Here is a 16971-nt window from a genome sequence, read left to right as displayed (position 1 = left end):
ACACTCCTTACTATCATTGTATTTCACGCTGTGTTCGCCGTGCTTTATCACTATGTGTCTATTGAAATTGAGTACTTTCATCGCTAAGAACTGTACGTTTACCATCGTACTTATTAATCTTTAATATGATAGACGTGACATTAACTCTAACACGACGATCTTTGCATGATTCGAGCATTCTGGATCTGTATCCGAGGTATGTATGTAAGCGATTTGAACAAACTCTTTGTGAGTGTCCAATCCGACAAATAATATGCTATGGTCAGACATGCTAACTCTCGTTGGGAGTTATTATGTCTAGTATTAAAATTGAAGCTAGCCACCCCGATACAGGTAAAATGACCTCAATACTACTGGCTGCACAAATGTCCTCTTGCAGAGGCGTTGTTATGGTCACCTGTAGTTTTTTATATGCTGAAATACTCTAAAGGTAAAGAACATGAATGATTTCGTTTCCCTAGTATCGATTGGGATGGCTTTCTTTGTCGTTGCTGTATCACCAGGGCCTGCGACTATTTCGAATGCAACGGTTGCGATGAGTCATGGTCGAAAGGTGAGTTTCATTTACGGTTTGGGCTTATCTTGCGGTCTTGTCTTCTGGGGGGGATCGCTGCGAGTGGTATGGGAGCAGTGCTTCAAAGTTCGTTCTACGTCCTGATGGTGCTAAAGGTCTTAGGTGGTTTGTACTTACTGTGGCTAGCGTTTGTGTCTGCTCGCTCTGCCTTGCAACCCGAATCCGAGAGCACAACATCAATTCAGAGCCGAAATTGGTTTTTTAAGGGGCTGTTGCTAAATATCTCCAATCCTAAGTCGGTCATTGCATGGATGGCCGCACTTTCCATTGGCTTGGATGCAAATGATAGTATTTGGTCGGTTGCCGCTGCTACGAGCGTTTGTATCGTTGTTGGGTTCGCGGTAAACGCATTATATACGCTTCTTTTCTCAATGAAAGGAGTGATGCAAGGGTATCAGCGATGCCGCCGTTGGGTGAGTGGTGTCGTGGCGGGTTTATTTACCCTAGCTGGGGTTGGCCTCATTCGTTCGGCTTTCGCTAGGTAAGTTTCAAGTTACATAGGATTCAGCTCGTCGTTATTCATCATGCGGTGATCCGTTTGTTCACTATGTGGGAGTGGTGGCATCAAATTTACTCACTGTCTAAGTGAGTTACGAAAGCAGAACCCAGTGTTTGGTTTTTTGCACCTAATAGTACAAGAGACGCCCAATATAGTTACTTTGCCTTAAAACTCGACAGAAGAGCCACGGATGTTGAGTTTGATAGTCCGGTTAAATGGAAGCCACGGCCTGTGGCTTCCATTTTGGCGGATATTAGATGATGGTTTTTCGAGTTCTTAGGTGATTGAATGTGTCTTTGACATACTTCTTTTTAACCTTTACTAACCTATCATAACTGTCGTTAAAATAGATTTCTGTTGGAATGGCTGGGTCTTTGAAACTGATAAAAGCACCATCAGTATTTTCGATTTCCGCTTCGCGCCCCATATCGATCCAATCCATTGCGCGGTTCGTGCTTATGTATACTTTGTTATCTTGCTGCTCTAGTTTTTGCTCAATGTCTAAGTTCCACCACGTCTGATATTGGATCGTGTATTGGCGATTACGATAAGGGAAGGCTATATCGGGTAGGTTATGTTGAGATTGATAGAACTCGCCTTGTATTGCCCCCAAAGTCACATAGCTAAACAATCCATTTTGCTCATTTTCAAGGCGTACTAAAGGGGAGGTGAGGGATTGTAAAAGTTGCTCATGGCCTTTCTTTTCGAGACCTTCTTTTTTGACAAAACGCGAGGTCAGTTTATGGGGAGCCGGCGCATCGTAATCCGGTGTGAAGGGGGTGCCTTCCTGTGTTAATGTGCCGCTTTTTCCTAGACGCTTACTGACATCATATAAGGAGTTTCTTGCCCAGTTACTCATCAGCCCATGGTCGTACTTGATATCGTATCCTGCGCCATGAGCTTCATGGATGGTGACTTGATCGCGTGTCACGTTTTTAAAGTAATCATGGATGAAGTTTTCCAGTTCCGCTTTGGTACCTTCCCAATAGCCGTACATTAGACTGTGATGATGCAGCTTGGTGACATCAGTAGTGTCGCTAGAGGAGGGAATCGCATTGATTTGGAGATTGGTGCCTAAGAGTTGAGGTGTCTCTTTTGACGTGATGGCCTTTTCCCATTGTCTGAGTAGCTTGATTGTGGGAGTGTCATTTTGAGGTGTGCAGTAGCGGTGTTTCGATTTTTTTTGTTTGGTCACATTCCATTCAATTTCAAAGCGATGAATTTCTTTAGGCAGAGCAAAGGTTTGGAGCTTGAGTTCTGTGATGATGCCGTAGCTCATGCCACCACCACCGCGCAGTGCCCAAAGCAGTTCTTGTTTATTCTCTTCTGTGTCTTTATCACTTAATTCGATGAGTGTTCCATCGCCAAGAATCAAGGTTGCACCAACTAATGATTCACAGCACATGCCATGTTTTCGTGTCCATGGCCCCCAGCCTCCGCCTTGAATAAAGCCGGTTAGACCGACAGTAGCACAGGTACCGTGGGCGATCATGCGCTCTTCTTCGGCCAGCTTTGGGGTCAGTTGGTAAAAGCGGTAGCCAGCACCAATGGTGGCGACGTTTGTATCTTTGTCTAGCTCAAAGTGCTTAAGGCCAGTGACATCAATGAGTATCACATTATCGCCGCTGCATTCCCCAGCGTGATCATGGCCGCCAGCGCGTACTCGAACTGGTAGTTCGTAATTGATGGCTGTTTTATAGGCTTGTTGTACTTCTTCTGTGGTTTGGCACATGACGATAACAAAAGGGTGATATTGGTAACGGGTGTTGAAAATCAGGCTTTCTGCTTGGTAGTTGTTTAGGCCTGGAAGAGTGGTTGGCCCGTTGTTTTGAGCGGTTAATAGGCGCTCGCTAGGGAAGTTGTTCGCGATCATCTCTTGACGAAATAATACGGCGTTATTAATGGCTGAAGTGTGAACTTTAAGTACCTCTGAACGTTGGTCTTCTGGATTTATTTGCTCGATTTTTTGGGCTTCTGTCATCGTTCATTCCTTTTGGTTAATAAATCGCACAATAAGGAAAGGTATTTGAAACCGAGGAAAAAAGCAGTATCAGTTTGGTGTCAATTGTCGGCTATGTTTAGACGTCGATTGCCGATAATACGACGAGTCGGTTTTTTTAAAGACTGTACTTAATCAAATCAAGTTTTGATTCGAATGGATGGGCTCTTCGTATTGTTGTGCTTATGTTGAGTATGAGCATTTGACGTTTTAGATCACGTCATTAATGTCGTATTTCTTGATTTTAGCGTCCCTTCCCTGGCTAAGTGTAATCAAGTGTAATTTACGTTTACACATTTATAAATTAGTTTAATACCTCACTTTTACATGAACCCCGCTCAATCTGGTCGGGGATTCTGCTTTTTAAGGGCTAGCGCATGAAATCAGTCCTTTCGCTCTGAAAAATATAATAAAATCATAACCTTGTTGGTTGATGTAGATTTATCAAGTCAAACGGTATCCAAGTCGTGTTCATTGCGATGGTAGGAGAGTATTGTGGATAAATTGTTACATGGACGTATCTCGATAAACAAACATACGCTCAAGTTATTGAGAAAAAAAAAAGCTATAGCCAAGAAAAGCTGGCTGAAGAGTGTGCAAAGCGTCGATTAGCGGTATCAGTCGCGTCTATTAAGCGTGCAGAAGCCGGAAAGAATATTTTGTTTAGGACGGTAACGCATTTAGCCTGTTTTTTTGATGTGTCTGTGGACTATCTTATGGAAGATGTACCACTGCCACTACTGAACTACGCTAAAGCGGTTCAGAAAGGCGATGAACCGTTTGTGGGACGAGATTGGGAGTTAGTGCAATTACAGCAACTTTATAACCTCAATTTATCGTCGCAGAGTGCCGCCTGTATTCAGGGTATGCAAGGGGTGGGTAAGACGGCGCTTATAAAGCGCTTTTTGGACCAGCTACAGCATACGAATAAACACTCTGTTTATGTACCTATCGAACCTAATGATGCTTTTACTCGCCGCTTTTGTCGGGCAATACTTTGTATTTCTAATGACCTTGATGACGCCAGTGTACGCCTTGTGATAAAGGCGCTGGCGAATACGTCATTACTGTATTTTTATTTATTGGACTGGGTTGGTGTAACGCTCGATTCTGCGGAGCGCTATGCATTATCTCACCTTTCTCCATCTCGATTAGGTGAACTAGAGGCGCTTGCTATGACGTTACTGGTCCAGAAAGCACTTGAATCCTCTGTTTCTGCGATCGCAATAGATAACCTACACGCTGCGAACTCGAAGCAGTTGCACTTTATTGAAGAGTTTATTGAAATCAGTAAAAAGCAGCGCCTTTTTCTGATTTTAGGACTAACTGATATTGGGCTTTTTACCTATCCCCCTGACTGGTTAAAACATGCTCACACAATCTCTTTGGGTGCGCTTAATGACAGTGCTTGCGAATCGTTGGCGTCTTTCTATACAAAACCTCAGTCACTTCCACCAAGTCAGCTTGAGTTGCTTAGGCAATTATCAATTAAACGTTCTAATGGGCATCCTGCCATTTTAAAAGCGCTGATTGAGTCTACGCAGGGGGACAAAGTGTTTCCTGAACCATTATATAAGACTACGATACGAACATTGCTGGAGCTAACACACGTTCAAGTTTCGTTGCTGAAGTTTATTGCTTGCGCTGGCATGGCGGTAAAAGTGGAGGTGATCGATTATTTTCTCTCTATAAAATCGGTGACGGGTATTAAACCTGTTCATGATTTGGTTTGTTTAGGGATATTGTGCCCCAAATCAAATTGCTACGTATTTCGTCACTTGTTGATTTGGGAGATCGTCTTGTCATTGGTAATAGACAGTGATCGCAAGGAGTGGAAAACGTTTTCGCAACGTCAAAAAAAGGAGCGTTATAAACACCTTCCTAAGTAAGTGATCCGAAAGTGATCCGTTTAATCGACTTGAATATCGCTAATTTTCCCTACGTAAGGTCATCTCGATAGCATGCTAACCGACTGAGGTTTGCATCGTTCGACATGACTTGTTTATCACGAATAACGTTGAGGGAAAGAGCAATGAATCAAGTTCAATTATCACGCCCGATTTCATTCGATGAAAACCAAGATGCTTGGGTTGGCTCCAGTTCGTTTATCCAGATGGCAAAGCAACAACTTAAGTTGATGTCTAAAAGTCGTTTGCCCGTCTTTATTCTCGGCCTGTCAGGAACAGGGAAGGCCATCGCCGCTAAAATTCTTCATGATTTAGGCTGTGCGGGACGCGCTCCATTTGTCACTGTTTGCTGCCATCAAATTGATCAAGACAACCTCGCTCGTGAACTGGAAGAACATCATTCGAGAGCGGGCGGAGGCAGTTTATACATTCGAAATATTGAATTGTTATCAGATCAGGGGTTAGACGCTCTCAAGCAATTTTGGTTGCGTTTTGATACCGCAGAGCAAGATGTACGTCTTTTAGTGAGCTCTTCTGATACCAAAAACATCACGTCGGTCGAATCAGGACTAAACGATACATTTAGCAATTGGCTTTACTACCACTGCCTGACTATTGAATTGCCTACTTTAATGAATCGACTCGAAGATATTGAGGGGTTGGTGCAGATGTATCAAGCGGAGAATCCAATGATTGCTCGGTTGTCGTTTCAGTCGAGTGCATGGGATGTGCTCAAAGGTTACACGTGGCCGGGTAATGTTAAGCAGTTGAAACGTTGTTTGGACAAGCTTGCGATTCAGGCAAATTCGTCCATAGTGAATCGTGAGGTATTGTTGGAATGCTTCCCATCGATGGCCACCGAGCGTGATAAAAAGGCGTCGGTTATTCAGAAAGACCTATTGAGTGTGAAAGTAAATTCAAAGGATATGATGTATCAATATGCAGGCGCTGATCTGAGTGTGCCGTCTACGAATAGTATTGTTCCAAACAATATGAACCCGTTGGGTAACATGTTCTCGGACGATGGTGACTTCTCTCATCATTCTATAAATCACCCTGCGTTAAACAAAGCCATTGTGTATTTGTATCACAATTATAAGAAGCCATTAAACATGGATGAGCTAGCAAGTCAGGCTTGTATCAGTCCCTCCCATCTTTCCTATTTGTTCAAACACTATTTAGGTATGTCTTTTAAACAGGTGTTGTTGCGTTTACGGATCGTGAAGGCAATGGCGCTTCTTGCCGAAAACCCTAATCGTCAGGTGACTCAGGTCTGTGATGATGTGGGTTTTTCAGATTTAAGTTTTTTCGTCAGAAAATTTAAGTCAACCGTCGGCATGAGTCCAGGTGTGTATCGGGATCAATATGGGCAAGCCGATTCCAGCCCTGAATTTCTGGTGGTTGAGGAGGCGCTATCGCATCCTTTGTTGCAACTTCCCATCCGGCATTGAGTCTTTTAATTCGAGTGTGAGCCTGCAAATTGGCATTTTACGGGATAAATACCAAGTGCTTACGAGTTGTTACCAACCACATACGAAGCGTTACCAATTCATAACCACCATGTTTTTCTAGACTTTGTTACAAGGTTTGCAATTGCTGAAAGAGATGATGAATTCAAACCTATTACATAGCAACGGCATTTAGTTGCAATTAAACGGACGAACTAAAATGAGGTTTTACTATGGCATTTCCAACAGCGGTCAATGACCAAATCACCGATTCGGTAACTCAAGCCAATGTCAAAGTGCTCGGCGATGCGCCTGCTTTGTCAATGGGTAATCTATTTCAAGCAACGTCTCAAGCGCTTGCTAACGCCGCACATAACGCGACGTCGGCACAGCAGCAAACAGGCGTCACTGCGCAGGCTGCGACAACAATGGGCGTAACCACCTTGTACTCAATAGATACGGCAAGTACAGGAATGGCGACGAAGGATATTTTGACGCCGCCAACGACTAAGGTTGCAGGCTTAGGCTCTTAATTTAATGCAAGATTTGATAATTAACCAAACAGAAGGACGTTAATATGGCTTTTCCAACCGCAGTAAATGATCAAATTACCGATTCAGTCACTCAAGCAAATGTGAAGGTGCTTGGCGATGCGCCAGCAATGTCGATGGGTAACCTCTTTCAAGCGACTTCTCAAGCTTTGGCAAATGCCGCTCATAATGCGACGACTGCTCAACAGCAGACCGCGATCACCGCACAGGCAGCGACCACAATGGGCGTGACAACCTTGTACTCCATTGATACTGCTTCTACTGGTGTGGCAACGAAAGATATTTTGAGTAGCTAACGGATCACTAGAAACCGGTAAGGAGTCGTTCTATGGCATTTCCAACGGCAGTAAATAGCCAGATTACCGATTCGGTAACGCAGGCCAATGTCCAAGTATTAGGGTCTGCGCCATCCGTTGCGATGGGGAATTTGTATCAGGCAACGTCGCAGGCGTTAGCGAATGCGGCGCACAATGCAACGACGGCACAACAACAGGCAAATATTACAGCGCAGGCTGTTACGACGATGGGCGTTAACTTGCTCTATTCCGTCGATACCGCGTCCACGGCTGTCGCGACGAGTAAAATCCTTGGTTAGTTTTGTCTTAACAAACACCAAATTAGTCACTCGACGCGACAGACGGACACTCGCGTGATGCTATTTGTCACGCTCATTAACTAGTTGAAAAGGAAGAATATTATGGCATTTCCAACAGCAGTAAACAGTCAAATTACCGATTCAGTTTCTCAGGTGAATACCAAGGTTCTTGGTGATGCACCCGCAGTAGCAACCGGTAATTTCATGATTGCAACCAGTCAGGCGCTTTCTAATGCCGCGCATAATGCGACAACAGGACAGCAAAACAACAGCATTACAGCGCAAGCTGCATTAACTCAGGGCGTGAATACTCTGTATACCGTTGATACAGCGTCTGCAGCAGTAGGCACTGCGAGAATCTATCGTTAAGGTAGATTAGGCGATATTAGTGGGTTCGCCTTCTGATATCGCCGGTTTTCGCTGACTTTAAATAGAAAATTGACCATAGGAAGGGAGATGGCTACGAATGCAGCGCCTCAATATGGAGAAGAGATAGCCACAGCTGCCGCCTTCTCTGTCGCGATGACAGAAGTTGCCATGGGGACGTCCATTAGTATGTTGATGGAAAACGCGGTGACGAATGAGTCACACTCGCAGTCCATTCAGAATGCGGGCGTCAGTCAATGTTGTGCACTCATGCTTGCGGCAGGCACAGCGGGAGCAACGAAGGGAATTTAAGCCTAATTAGGAGAACACAATGAGTAGTGTAAATGATCAAGTAACGGATGCCGTCAGTCAGATAAATACATTAATGACAGGTGGTGCGCCTTCTCAGTCAATGGGAATGTTAGATGTCACGGGTACCGAAACGATTGGTATGTCGATGTTTAATGCGGTGACGGCCCAGCAAAATGCTCAGACGTCGGCAACGGCAGCCATAACCGCCAGTTGCGCAAAAATGTTGCGTACGGATACGACACCCCCGCCGGCGGTGGATGCTGAGTCTAAAGAGGCGTTAGAGCTAAAGCTTGCCCAACTCAGCCTCGCAGAGGAAAAGCTTGAAAACGCATTGATTCTGTCGACGTTATCTGAGTTAGCGAAATCAAAAAAAGCAGTGACATCGGATTCTATAAGTACTGCCTTCAGCAGTGCTAAAGGTCTGGTTAAAGCAAAAACTCAAGCCGCCGAGCAGGCGCTTTTGAAGAAGGTGGAAGACTCTCTTGAAAAAACGATCGAGCAGGTGATTTCTGGTAATTAAAGCGAATAGAACATGTATGCGATGTTCTGGTGGATTCGCAGAGCAACACTAACTAGATAAATAGGTGAATCACTATGGCAGGTGAAGGAAATGTTAATTCCCAGGTTGTTAACACGGTTGACCAAATGCAAAACTCGGCGCTCAGTAGCAGTGTAATTAAGCTATCGGGAGCGGGCAAAGCCTATCAATCAATCTCACAATCGTCAGCGATTGCTGTGCAAGATGCGACGGACAACCTTCGAAATATAAATACCATGGCAACGACCGCAATGGGTGTGGCGTTGGCGCAAATGCTTGCGACGGGTAATACGGAGATGTACGGCGAAATCATAAAGCAGGCGAACACGATGATTGAAAACAGCACGAGTAACTTTAACGCGGTGGGTAAAGGTGCGAGTCAGTTATTAGATGAATTTACGACCGGCGGTTAGCGTACGGAGTTGGTAGTTTACGTTCATGGCGAAAGTTCGTAGTTGACGTTTGAAGTGAGTGTTCGAAGTGAGCGTTCGGAAGTTAAGGGAGGCGTATATGACGATATTAATAGAACAGACGAAATTAGAGTCGGTGGGTCAGTTATCCAATAAAACTCAGACGTTGTTAAGCTTAATTCCTCAGGGAGAGCAGTGGCTACAGGTGATGCTGAATGATAAAGAGCATACGGTGAGCTTTGCATCAGAAGCGGCATTTATTGAGGAGGTTGGACCTGGGCTACGTGATACGTCGTTGATTTATTTCCCGAACCTTAATTTGACCGTTGGTATTCAAGCTTTGTCCGCCATGTCTGAATCGGAGCTAATACTCCTCATCAGAAGCGATGCTTCGAGCAACAACGCGGCGATGAATAAGCTATTTTCTGAATATAGGTTAATTAATGATGAGGCCTTTAAAGTGTTGAATCCGCAGCTCATCAATCAGCCTCTTCGATGGAGTTCAACATTTGACGAGAACATCCAGCTATATCAAAGCTTGAGTTACGCGGATGGGCAATTCGATGTCAGTCAAAGTGTTAAGCAAGAAGCATCCGAATGGGCGCAAGAGCAGGCTCAAACGTTAGCGGAGTTCGGTGATTATTATTGTCTTTATTTAGCGCTGTATAACGATTCAGATGGCAACGCTCGTACATTAAATGGCATTTTGGCGCAGCTCCAACCGGTGGTTTTAGACAATTTAGATTGTCCTATCGCGACGTATGAACTGGATCAGAAAGCTTTGCAGCGTGCCATTGAGCAGTGGCAAGCAGAAGGGAACACACTGGGTTTTAGTACGCTTTCTGCTGGACTATTGAATGTTGGGCTAAACCTTAATCTTAAAAGCACCGAATCGATTGAATCCCAAGCGGAGTCCTATATCGCGAGTATTCAGAGTGTATTAAAGAACCAGTTGGCGACGGACAGTTACATTAATCAATCCGGTAAGTGTCGTCATTATGAGTATTCTCTAACGGACAGAACCATTTTGCTGAACCTGAACGCGATAGGGTGCTTAAGTTTGTTTAGTGATCGTCCAAAGGCCGTTTAGACGTCGATCTTTAGTTGAGAATTGAGTCGAGAAAAATAAGAGGGCGTTATGAAAACTCACCATACTACGTCTGGAAATATTACAACACCAACATCGAGCAATGAGAAAGAGAAAGCGCGTAGGTTGGGTATAAAGCAACTTGCAGACTTATCAACACCGATTGATATAAAGACGATGATGTCTAGTGTTGATGCCGTTCTAGAGCAAGCGATGCAATCCATAAATACCTCCCTTCAACTAACGACGCAACAAGTTGATGAGGCTAGACAGCGCTTGATGCAAGATCATCCATCATTGCAATCAATTTATCAGACTGAGCAAGACGAGCCTTCAGACCACCAACGTTCTAATTCAGTTGCTATGCACAACATGCAGGAACAAACGCTAGAAAGTGTAGATTCTATTTACGGCAACGCCAAAAAACGTCTTGCTTCTTTTCAGAGTGCAGTCGAAACATCAGAACAAAACGACATGAACAAGCTGCGTGGCCTAGATAAAGAGCTAGATAAAGAATCAGAAGCGTTAGAGCAGAAATACCAAGAACAAATTCAAAGCAGTGTGCTCTCTTATCAAAACAAGGTTGCCAGTCAGCATGATACTAAGAATGCCGCCGTACAGAAAAAGCAAGAAGCATTGACCCATTCTGCGTTGTTAATGCAGCAAAAGCTGGTTGCACAGCAACAGTCTTATGAGCAACAGGTTCTCTCTCAAAGCGGTCAAGCTCTGGAAACCGAATCACAAGCCGCACAACAGCAGCTCGATAATGCTAAGGACAGTGCGCAGGAGATGATGGAAACGACACAGTCGTCTATAGAGTCTAATCACGACCCTATAGAGCAAGATTTGGATGAAGCAAAAGCACTGCTGGATAACATCAAAGAGGTAAAAAAATGATTTCCCTTAAGTTTTCTGCTGTCGAGCTCGCGCCGGATACGGCTGTTAAGCAGAGCGCCGCCCAAAAGCAAATGGTTGAAGTGCTTGATCGACTGCAAAGTGTGCCGAAATACCATACGTTGACGCAAAATGACCGACTTCTACTCAAAAAAGAAGGCTATGCCCCAGATCTTATTGATAATTTAGTGGTTATTACCGAGCGTCAGGGCGCCGTGTCATCCTCTCATGATGATGAGATTGTCGTTGGTTTTACCTATGCAGCATTTGACCCAGCTTTATATGCAAATGAACAGATAAAGCAACATTTCGAGCATGTGAGTTCCGGTTGTTGTTACTTTTGTGAAAGCTTTCTTGCTTCCACTGGTGCGGGGGACATGAGCCATTATCGACCTGTTCAGTTATTGGAGGTAGACAAAGACAATGGGTTAAATACCACTGACCAATGTTCTCCTTATTTTGCGTTGGCATACGAGCAGGAAAACTTACTGTTTATTTGCCCTGAATGCGATGCAAAGCACAAAGCTGGGAAGTTTCCCGTAAAAGGGCCTCGCTTTCCAAGTGTTGATCTCGAGGAAGAACAAGCAATGCTGATTAACCCTTATCATGAGCAGCCCCGTGATTACATTCGTTTTAACCCTTTAAATGGGCACGCTTTTGCATTTGATAAAGTGTGCGCTTTTTATCAGGCTGCTCAACAGCTGAACAAAGAAGAAGTCGCGAACTTATTATGGCAACAACCAACGGCGATACCCAGTCAGCGAACCGTAGATGACCGTCTCTTGACGAACCAGGACATCGAAACGTCATATCAGGCTTGGTTGGCGCAAATGCAACCCGAGAGTCGAGGGGAAGCGACCATAACCACGCTGGGGCTTAATCGAACCGCGCTTGTTCTTGCACGCATGGCAACATTAAAACAATGTCGAGCCACCTTTCTTGAGCAAGGTAAGGATGCTGTTCCTCCATTGTTTTCTGAGCAAGTGGATACGATTGAATTTCGCAGTCTTGCGATTGACGCCTTGTCTACTTGGTACTGGCAACACAAACAGGCTGGTGGGCAAGCGACGTTAGATCAACAACCTAGGCTTTCTAATGACGCAGACGCTGAAGGTTCTCATAAAGCGATAGATGAGAGGGTCGATGAGGAGACTGGAGGCGTTCAACAGACTGATGATCAGGCGTCTAACCAGCAAAACCGTCATGCGCAGGGTGAAGATTTACCAAACGTCGATAAGCCTTCCCAAGAATTCACGAATCTTATCCCTCTAGAGCCTAAGCACGGCAACAGCTCAACGTACCCGATTTGGTTGCGATCTTGTTTAGCGTATTTAGTCATTGAGTCAGAGCTGGAGCAAGCGAATAAACGCCGATTAGTATGCTTATCAAGTCAGGATCGGTTTTACGGGCAAAAAGCCAAGGGTAAGTGTGTGTTTCTGCCGGTCGATTGGAACAAAGACACAGGCAACGTTATTAAAGTTCGTTCGCATCGTAATATTTGGGAGGCCTCTTTTTCTGAGCTGGCGGACTCTCGTCCTCAAGAGTTGGTGAATCTCTTTGCGAACAACGATGTTTGGGTAGAAGGTGACTACCCAGCGCTTGTCGGCCACTGACCGTATGGGCGGCAGATTTAATTCAACACCTAATGGTAATACAAAGGTAAGACCCATAAACAAGGAGATCGAAAATGAGTGATGAAAACCTTCAAGATTATGCGCAAGATGAAGTCGTGCAACAGGAACAGGTCGCAACCAATGCGGTTGCTTATTCTGATAGCGTCGTAGCAGAGCAAGCGACAGGCTACGCGACACAGACACCAGAAGAAGCAGAAGTGGTCGCGCGTCAGGCGGTAGAAGCGGCAGATCAAATGGTTGTTCAAGAGCTATATGGTGGTCAAGCAGTCATGCAGTCTGTAGAAGAAGCAGAGCGCCAAGCAACCGCAGCCGTCGCCGCTACTGAGTGAGTTCAAAGCGACGTCTATTTCATAGTCAGGCATGTTGCTCTTGCACCTTTGTCAGCGCTCGATAACAAAGGCCGTGATCGCAGCGTGCTTGATTCTGTTTTTACATTCTTTCAATATCTTCTCGCGCCTTTTCTCTTTTTCTTGCCCCTATTCAACGTGCCATTTTCGTCATATTTTCCAAGCGATGTGTCAGTTTTACCAAGTGATTTTCGAGCGTCTTTTGTAGAGTTATAGAAAGTCGATTTTGGACCACATTGTCGGAAGGAGTGTTCGCCATGGAAACTCAGCAATACTTGATGCTTACGCGATCAAAACGATCGATGAATGCTCGACATGAAATTCGTCGGAACAAAGCTCAAAGCATTCAAAGGTTACCTTTTTGCTTACGAAAAGGAATGGAAAAGCTTTCGGGAGTCGATCTAACAAATGTTCGTGTGCACTATAACTCCAGTAAACCTGCTCAAGTTCAAGCACATGCTTACGCTCAGGGCGAAGATATCTATCTCGCTCCTGGACAAGAGCATCACCTACCTCATGAATTGGGGCATGTGGTGCAACAAGCACTGGATATGGTCAAACCAACGGCCGTTTTGAATGGTGTTGCCATCAATGATGACCCAAGGCTCGAAGAGCATGCCACTGAGTTGGGGCACGTTGCAGAGCAAGTAGGCGGCTGTAAAAATGAAAAGACAATTCAAGCAATGTCTGATCATTTAGCAACAGAATCGTCAATGGATACTTACCTCACTGCGACCTTGGGTGATCATTTACTGTGTGAGAACTTAAAAAACTCCAGCGCTGGACATTCTGAAGACCGGTTTATTGACGAGGTACTGCCCGCGAGCGTTGGCTTTTTAAATCCAAATGCGGATAACGTTATCTTCTTGGGAATAAATAGAAGCCCATGTACTTCTACAGATTATTGTCAAAATGGGCAGCCATCAAGTAGTAAAGGAGGAGGGGCGCTAGGCTGTTCTGAGAGATTAATTCATTTAGTGAATCATGGGTTCTCTTATGGTGGACAGGTTTACCCCATTCGACTTGTTATCTCGTTTCGCAATTTATATGGCAGCAATGCTGAGAAACAAGCAAATTCAATGCAAGCGCTAACGGCGATGGCGGACACGGGACGAATTACGCTAGATACACAGCAGTTAGGTGGCCCGAGTTCACGTTTTTCTGGCACGGCAGCCACTAAGGCTGTGAGCGAACTTTAGTCTTATTGCAAACCGACTTATGACAACGGCAGGGGTAAGAATGATGTACGTTAATTTATCTGAAGGGGGGAAGTCCAAACCGTTTTCCTTTAGCAGGCGAAGTGTTGTAACTAGAAACCGGTTAAAAAGCATGCCGGCTTCTATTGAGGCTTGTCAGCTAACCCGAATGAGTAAAGGGGTTCAGTACGCGACAAGTGACGAAGATGCTCGTGATTGGCTAAGCAAAAATGTCAAAGATTGGAATACTTACCCTGAGGAAGACAGGGAGATGGCGATGGACATCGCGCTTGATAAAAATCAGGGGGTTGATGTTGCAAAAGGCCTACTTGAAAACGTGCAGTTTTCAAAGGATGTTGAGAAAAGAAGAGAGGAGCGGAGCGAATCTATTCTTGATGATTACGACGCGTATCATGGTGGTTTTGGGAATGATCTAGCGGAAGATGTATTTACTCTTATGAAGGACTCATATGTTGCTGGGAACCAAAATGTCACACTTGCTGGTGAATATACTCAGCAAGAAATACAGGGCGCAATCGATGCAATGAAAGCCTTTATTGATAATGGTGATTTGACTGAAAATATAACGAATGTTCATTTTTTTAGCCGTCAAGATAAAGCCGCAGTAGGTAAAGGTCGGGTAGGCGATACACTGGCCACACGAGGCGTGCAAGCAAACTTTATTGCTACGTGGCGAGGGAAAAAAATTAACGTTCATGTAGATACTGAATAGTCTTTCCGGCTATAAATATTTGAGGTTAATTCATTATGTATTGCGGTATAAATAAAACGTCAAGACAAAATAGAAGCACGCACGCGAAGTGTGTTCATCCGAAAGATATTCGCTTTTTTGTTCAGCTACGTTCAACTTCTGCTAAACGAGATCCTGCTGCCGATGGGTTGGAGCTCGTTCATAGTAAAAAGCAATTTAAACAATATTTATCGATGTTAAAAACGTGGCGTGATGAAGCGTTGTTAAAAAGCGATGTGAGTGAGTCTGATTATCAAGCATATAGAGAGAAGATTGAGACGGATAACAATACTCCTTGTTCTAATAAAAACTGGCGCAAAGAAGAGGAGATAGCTTGTGTTTGTGATGATCTTCGAGATTATGCATTGAGCAAGAAGACGTTAGACAGTATTGATGAGGACATTACACTGATCACCTCGAAGGGCGTCCCCGTAGGAGTCATCACGTTGCGTGTTCCGTATGATAATGACAATATCGACTATGAGATTACGGGATTCGTAAAAAAACCTGACTATAGCGGGTCTTTGAAATGGGCTGTGGACAAGTATCTTAATTCATTAAAGCCAAGAGTTTCAAAAGGAAAGACTGTTATTGGCGTGGATTCAGCTAAGAGAGCGGTAGGAGCGTATGAGCGCTATGGGTTTGAACCCACAGGGCAGGACGCGAATCACTACGGCAAGGAACATTGTGGCTGCCAGAAAATGATTCGCAGTGAGAGGAGCGAAAAGTAAAAGTGAAGCTCGGACGCGGAAAGCATTCCCACCCGAGCGTTTTGAAACCTTAAACCTGCGCCCACTGAATATAACCCGCTAAGGTCACACCTTGTTCAGTGAAGTAACCGGTCGCGCTATCATACAGATCGCTTGTCACGATACTCGGCACAATGGCGGCTTTTGCCGATGCGTAATCTTCCCACGTTGTGGACGTTCCCGAAGTCGTCTGATAATCGTTCTCTGTTTCGTCCCCTTCTGTGTATAGCTGAGGTGACAGTAGGTCGATATTGCTATCCGCGAAAAAGGATTGCATCAGAGCGTCTGCATCAGTAATGCCATAGGGGGCAGAGTGACTGACCGTTACCAGAACCTTGAGACCAGCGTCTTTTGCGGCTTTGAATGAGACTGCAAAGTCATTTTCCAAGTGACTGTCGCCTTCTTCAACATCGTACGCAACGCCTTCATAGCCTTCGAGTTTTCCTGACTGAATGGCGGACGTAATGTCTTGTAGTGAGAGGGCGGTAAACTTACCGTTATCATTGCCGCCACCAAAAGTTAAGTATTTTGTTCCTACTAGAGACGGTTTAACCTGATGGCTGTCCTGTAATGCTGTCGTTGGGTCGGTCCATCCACTAAAAGCAAGACTGAGCGTCGCATTTGACGGATTTGACGTTCCAGACCATGTCCAGTTCCAATAACCCATATTGATTGCATTAGGTGCTAAATTATCTTGAGTGGGGGCATCGCTTGATGTCGCTGGAATGTTGAGTACTTGTCCAACATCGATTGTTGAACCTGTAAGTGAGTTATCTTGCTCAATTTCTTCGTATGTTAACCCTTTGCATTGGGCTAAAGCCGCGGCAATCCCAGAAAAGCTATCGCCACTTAAAACAGTATAAAACCAGCGGTTTGTAGGCGTGTCTAATTGAGGGATCGTTAATAACTGGCCGATTTGTAGAGCAGAGGGTACAACGCTAGGGTTGGCCGCTTCTATTTGATCCGTCGTTATGCCCGCCGATGCGCTTATTTGATCGGCAATTTTTGATAACGAGTCGCCTGGTTGAACGGTGTATTTCAAAACAGTTTTCATCCTTATTTCCCTTTTTTATATTGAGAGGCTTTTGGTTTTGTAGAGGTGTTCAGTGTAGTG

The 16971-nt window shown here is 44.7% G+C and carries 21 protein-coding genes; 19 read left to right on the top strand and 2 right to left on the bottom strand.

Annotated features, from left to right (window positions below; translation table 11 throughout):
- Positions 1-293: 293 nt before the first annotated feature.
- Genes MARME_RS22700 through MARME_RS13725 form a run of 3 tightly spaced genes read left to right on the top strand, consistent with a single transcriptional unit; the run spans position 294 to position 1059 of the window.
- Entirely contained in the window at positions 294-428 is a 135-nt protein-coding gene (locus MARME_RS22700) for a hypothetical protein (RefSeq protein ID WP_013661863.1), read from the top strand.
- A gap of 11 nt (positions 429-439) precedes the next feature.
- The gene (locus MARME_RS22540) at positions 440-658 is read left to right on the top strand and encodes a hypothetical protein (protein WP_223294979.1); all 219 of its coding nucleotides are present in this window, start codon (positions 440-442) and stop codon (positions 656-658) included.
- The gene (locus MARME_RS13725; RefSeq protein WP_263053289.1) at positions 583-1059 is read left to right on the top strand and encodes a LysE family translocator; all 477 of its coding nucleotides are present in this window, start codon (positions 583-585) and stop codon (positions 1057-1059) included. The genes MARME_RS22540 and MARME_RS13725 overlap by 76 nt, the downstream gene beginning before the upstream one ends.
- Before the next feature lie 267 nt (positions 1060-1326).
- On the opposite strand, the gene MARME_RS13720 is transcribed toward MARME_RS13725, so the two are convergent.
- Entirely contained in the window at positions 1327-3054 is a 1728-nt protein-coding gene (locus MARME_RS13720; RefSeq protein WP_013661862.1) for an FAD-binding oxidoreductase, read from the bottom strand.
- Between the two features lie 734 nt (positions 3055-3788).
- Between MARME_RS13720 and MARME_RS13715 the strand changes: the two genes are divergently transcribed.
- From MARME_RS13715 to MARME_RS13640, 16 genes are all read left to right on the top strand, one after another.
- The gene (locus MARME_RS13715; RefSeq protein WP_041647938.1) at positions 3789-4961 is read left to right on the top strand and encodes an AAA family ATPase; all 1173 of its coding nucleotides are present in this window, start codon (positions 3789-3791) and stop codon (positions 4959-4961) included.
- Between the two features lie 143 nt (positions 4962-5104).
- Entirely contained in the window at positions 5105-6430 is a 1326-nt protein-coding gene (locus tag MARME_RS13710) for a helix-turn-helix domain-containing protein (protein ID WP_013661860.1), read from the top strand.
- Between the two features lie 230 nt (positions 6431-6660).
- Entirely contained in the window at positions 6661-6960 is a 300-nt protein-coding gene (locus MARME_RS13705; RefSeq protein WP_013661859.1) for a RebB family R body protein, read from the top strand.
- 44 nt (positions 6961-7004) lie between these two features.
- Complete coding sequence (locus MARME_RS13700; RefSeq protein ID WP_013661858.1) at positions 7005-7274, top strand: RebB family R body protein; 270 nt, start codon at positions 7005-7007, stop codon at positions 7272-7274.
- Between the two features lie 32 nt (positions 7275-7306).
- The gene (locus tag MARME_RS13695) at positions 7307-7573 is read left to right on the top strand and encodes a RebB family R body protein (protein ID WP_013661857.1); all 267 of its coding nucleotides are present in this window, start codon (positions 7307-7309) and stop codon (positions 7571-7573) included.
- A 102-nt stretch (positions 7574-7675) separates the two neighbouring features.
- Positions 7676-7942: a RebB family R body protein gene (locus tag MARME_RS13690; protein WP_013661856.1), complete on the top strand. Its 267-nt coding sequence runs from the start codon at positions 7676-7678 to the stop codon at positions 7940-7942.
- An 87-nt stretch (positions 7943-8029) separates the two neighbouring features.
- Positions 8030-8251 (top strand): RebB family R body protein, encoded by a 222-nt coding sequence (locus MARME_RS13685; protein WP_013661855.1) that lies wholly within the window; start codon positions 8030-8032, stop codon positions 8249-8251.
- A gap of 19 nt (positions 8252-8270) precedes the next feature.
- Positions 8271-8771 (top strand): RebB family R body protein, encoded by a 501-nt coding sequence (locus tag MARME_RS13680; protein WP_013661854.1) that lies wholly within the window; start codon positions 8271-8273, stop codon positions 8769-8771.
- Between the two features lie 74 nt (positions 8772-8845).
- Positions 8846-9202 carry a hypothetical protein gene (locus MARME_RS13675; protein WP_013661853.1) on the top strand — a complete coding sequence of 119 codons (357 nt, stop codon included), beginning with the start codon at positions 8846-8848 and terminating at the stop codon, positions 9200-9202.
- A 97-nt stretch (positions 9203-9299) separates the two neighbouring features.
- A complete protein-coding gene (locus tag MARME_RS13670) occupies positions 9300-10289 on the top strand; it encodes a hypothetical protein (protein ID WP_013661852.1) in 990 nt (329 codons plus the stop codon).
- Between the two features lie 48 nt (positions 10290-10337).
- Complete coding sequence (locus MARME_RS13665; RefSeq protein WP_013661851.1) at positions 10338-11183, top strand: hypothetical protein; 846 nt, start codon at positions 10338-10340, stop codon at positions 11181-11183.
- Positions 11180-12793: a hypothetical protein gene (locus MARME_RS13660; RefSeq protein ID WP_013661850.1), complete on the top strand. Its 1614-nt coding sequence runs from the start codon at positions 11180-11182 to the stop codon at positions 12791-12793. Before MARME_RS13665 ends, MARME_RS13660 begins: the two co-directional genes overlap by 4 nt.
- 74 nt (positions 12794-12867) lie before the next feature.
- Complete coding sequence (locus tag MARME_RS13655; RefSeq protein ID WP_013661849.1) at positions 12868-13143, top strand: hypothetical protein; 276 nt, start codon at positions 12868-12870, stop codon at positions 13141-13143.
- 275 nt (positions 13144-13418) lie between these two features.
- Complete coding sequence (locus tag MARME_RS21870) at positions 13419-14360, top strand: eCIS core domain-containing protein (protein WP_013661848.1); 942 nt, start codon at positions 13419-13421, stop codon at positions 14358-14360.
- Positions 14361-14400: 40 nt separating this feature from the next.
- Complete coding sequence (locus MARME_RS13645; protein ID WP_013661847.1) at positions 14401-15090, top strand: hypothetical protein; 690 nt, start codon at positions 14401-14403, stop codon at positions 15088-15090.
- 35 nt (positions 15091-15125) lie between these two features.
- Positions 15126-15839 (top strand): N-acetyltransferase, encoded by a 714-nt coding sequence (locus MARME_RS13640; protein ID WP_013661846.1) that lies wholly within the window; start codon positions 15126-15128, stop codon positions 15837-15839.
- A 49-nt stretch (positions 15840-15888) separates the two neighbouring features.
- On the opposite strand, the gene MARME_RS13635 is transcribed toward MARME_RS13640, so the two are convergent.
- Positions 15889-16911, bottom strand: coding sequence for a LysM peptidoglycan-binding domain-containing protein (locus MARME_RS13635; RefSeq protein WP_013661845.1), 1023 nt, complete (start codon positions 16909-16911; stop codon positions 15889-15891).
- Positions 16912-16971 lie beyond the last annotated feature (60 nt).

Origin of the sequence: Marinomonas mediterranea MMB-1 (genome assembly GCF_000192865.1) — a bacterium.
Lineage (GTDB): Bacteria > Pseudomonadota > Gammaproteobacteria > Pseudomonadales > Marinomonadaceae > Marinomonas > Marinomonas mediterranea.
Note: the sequence above shows the minus strand (reverse complement) of the source record. Positions and strands in the feature narration are given on the sequence as shown.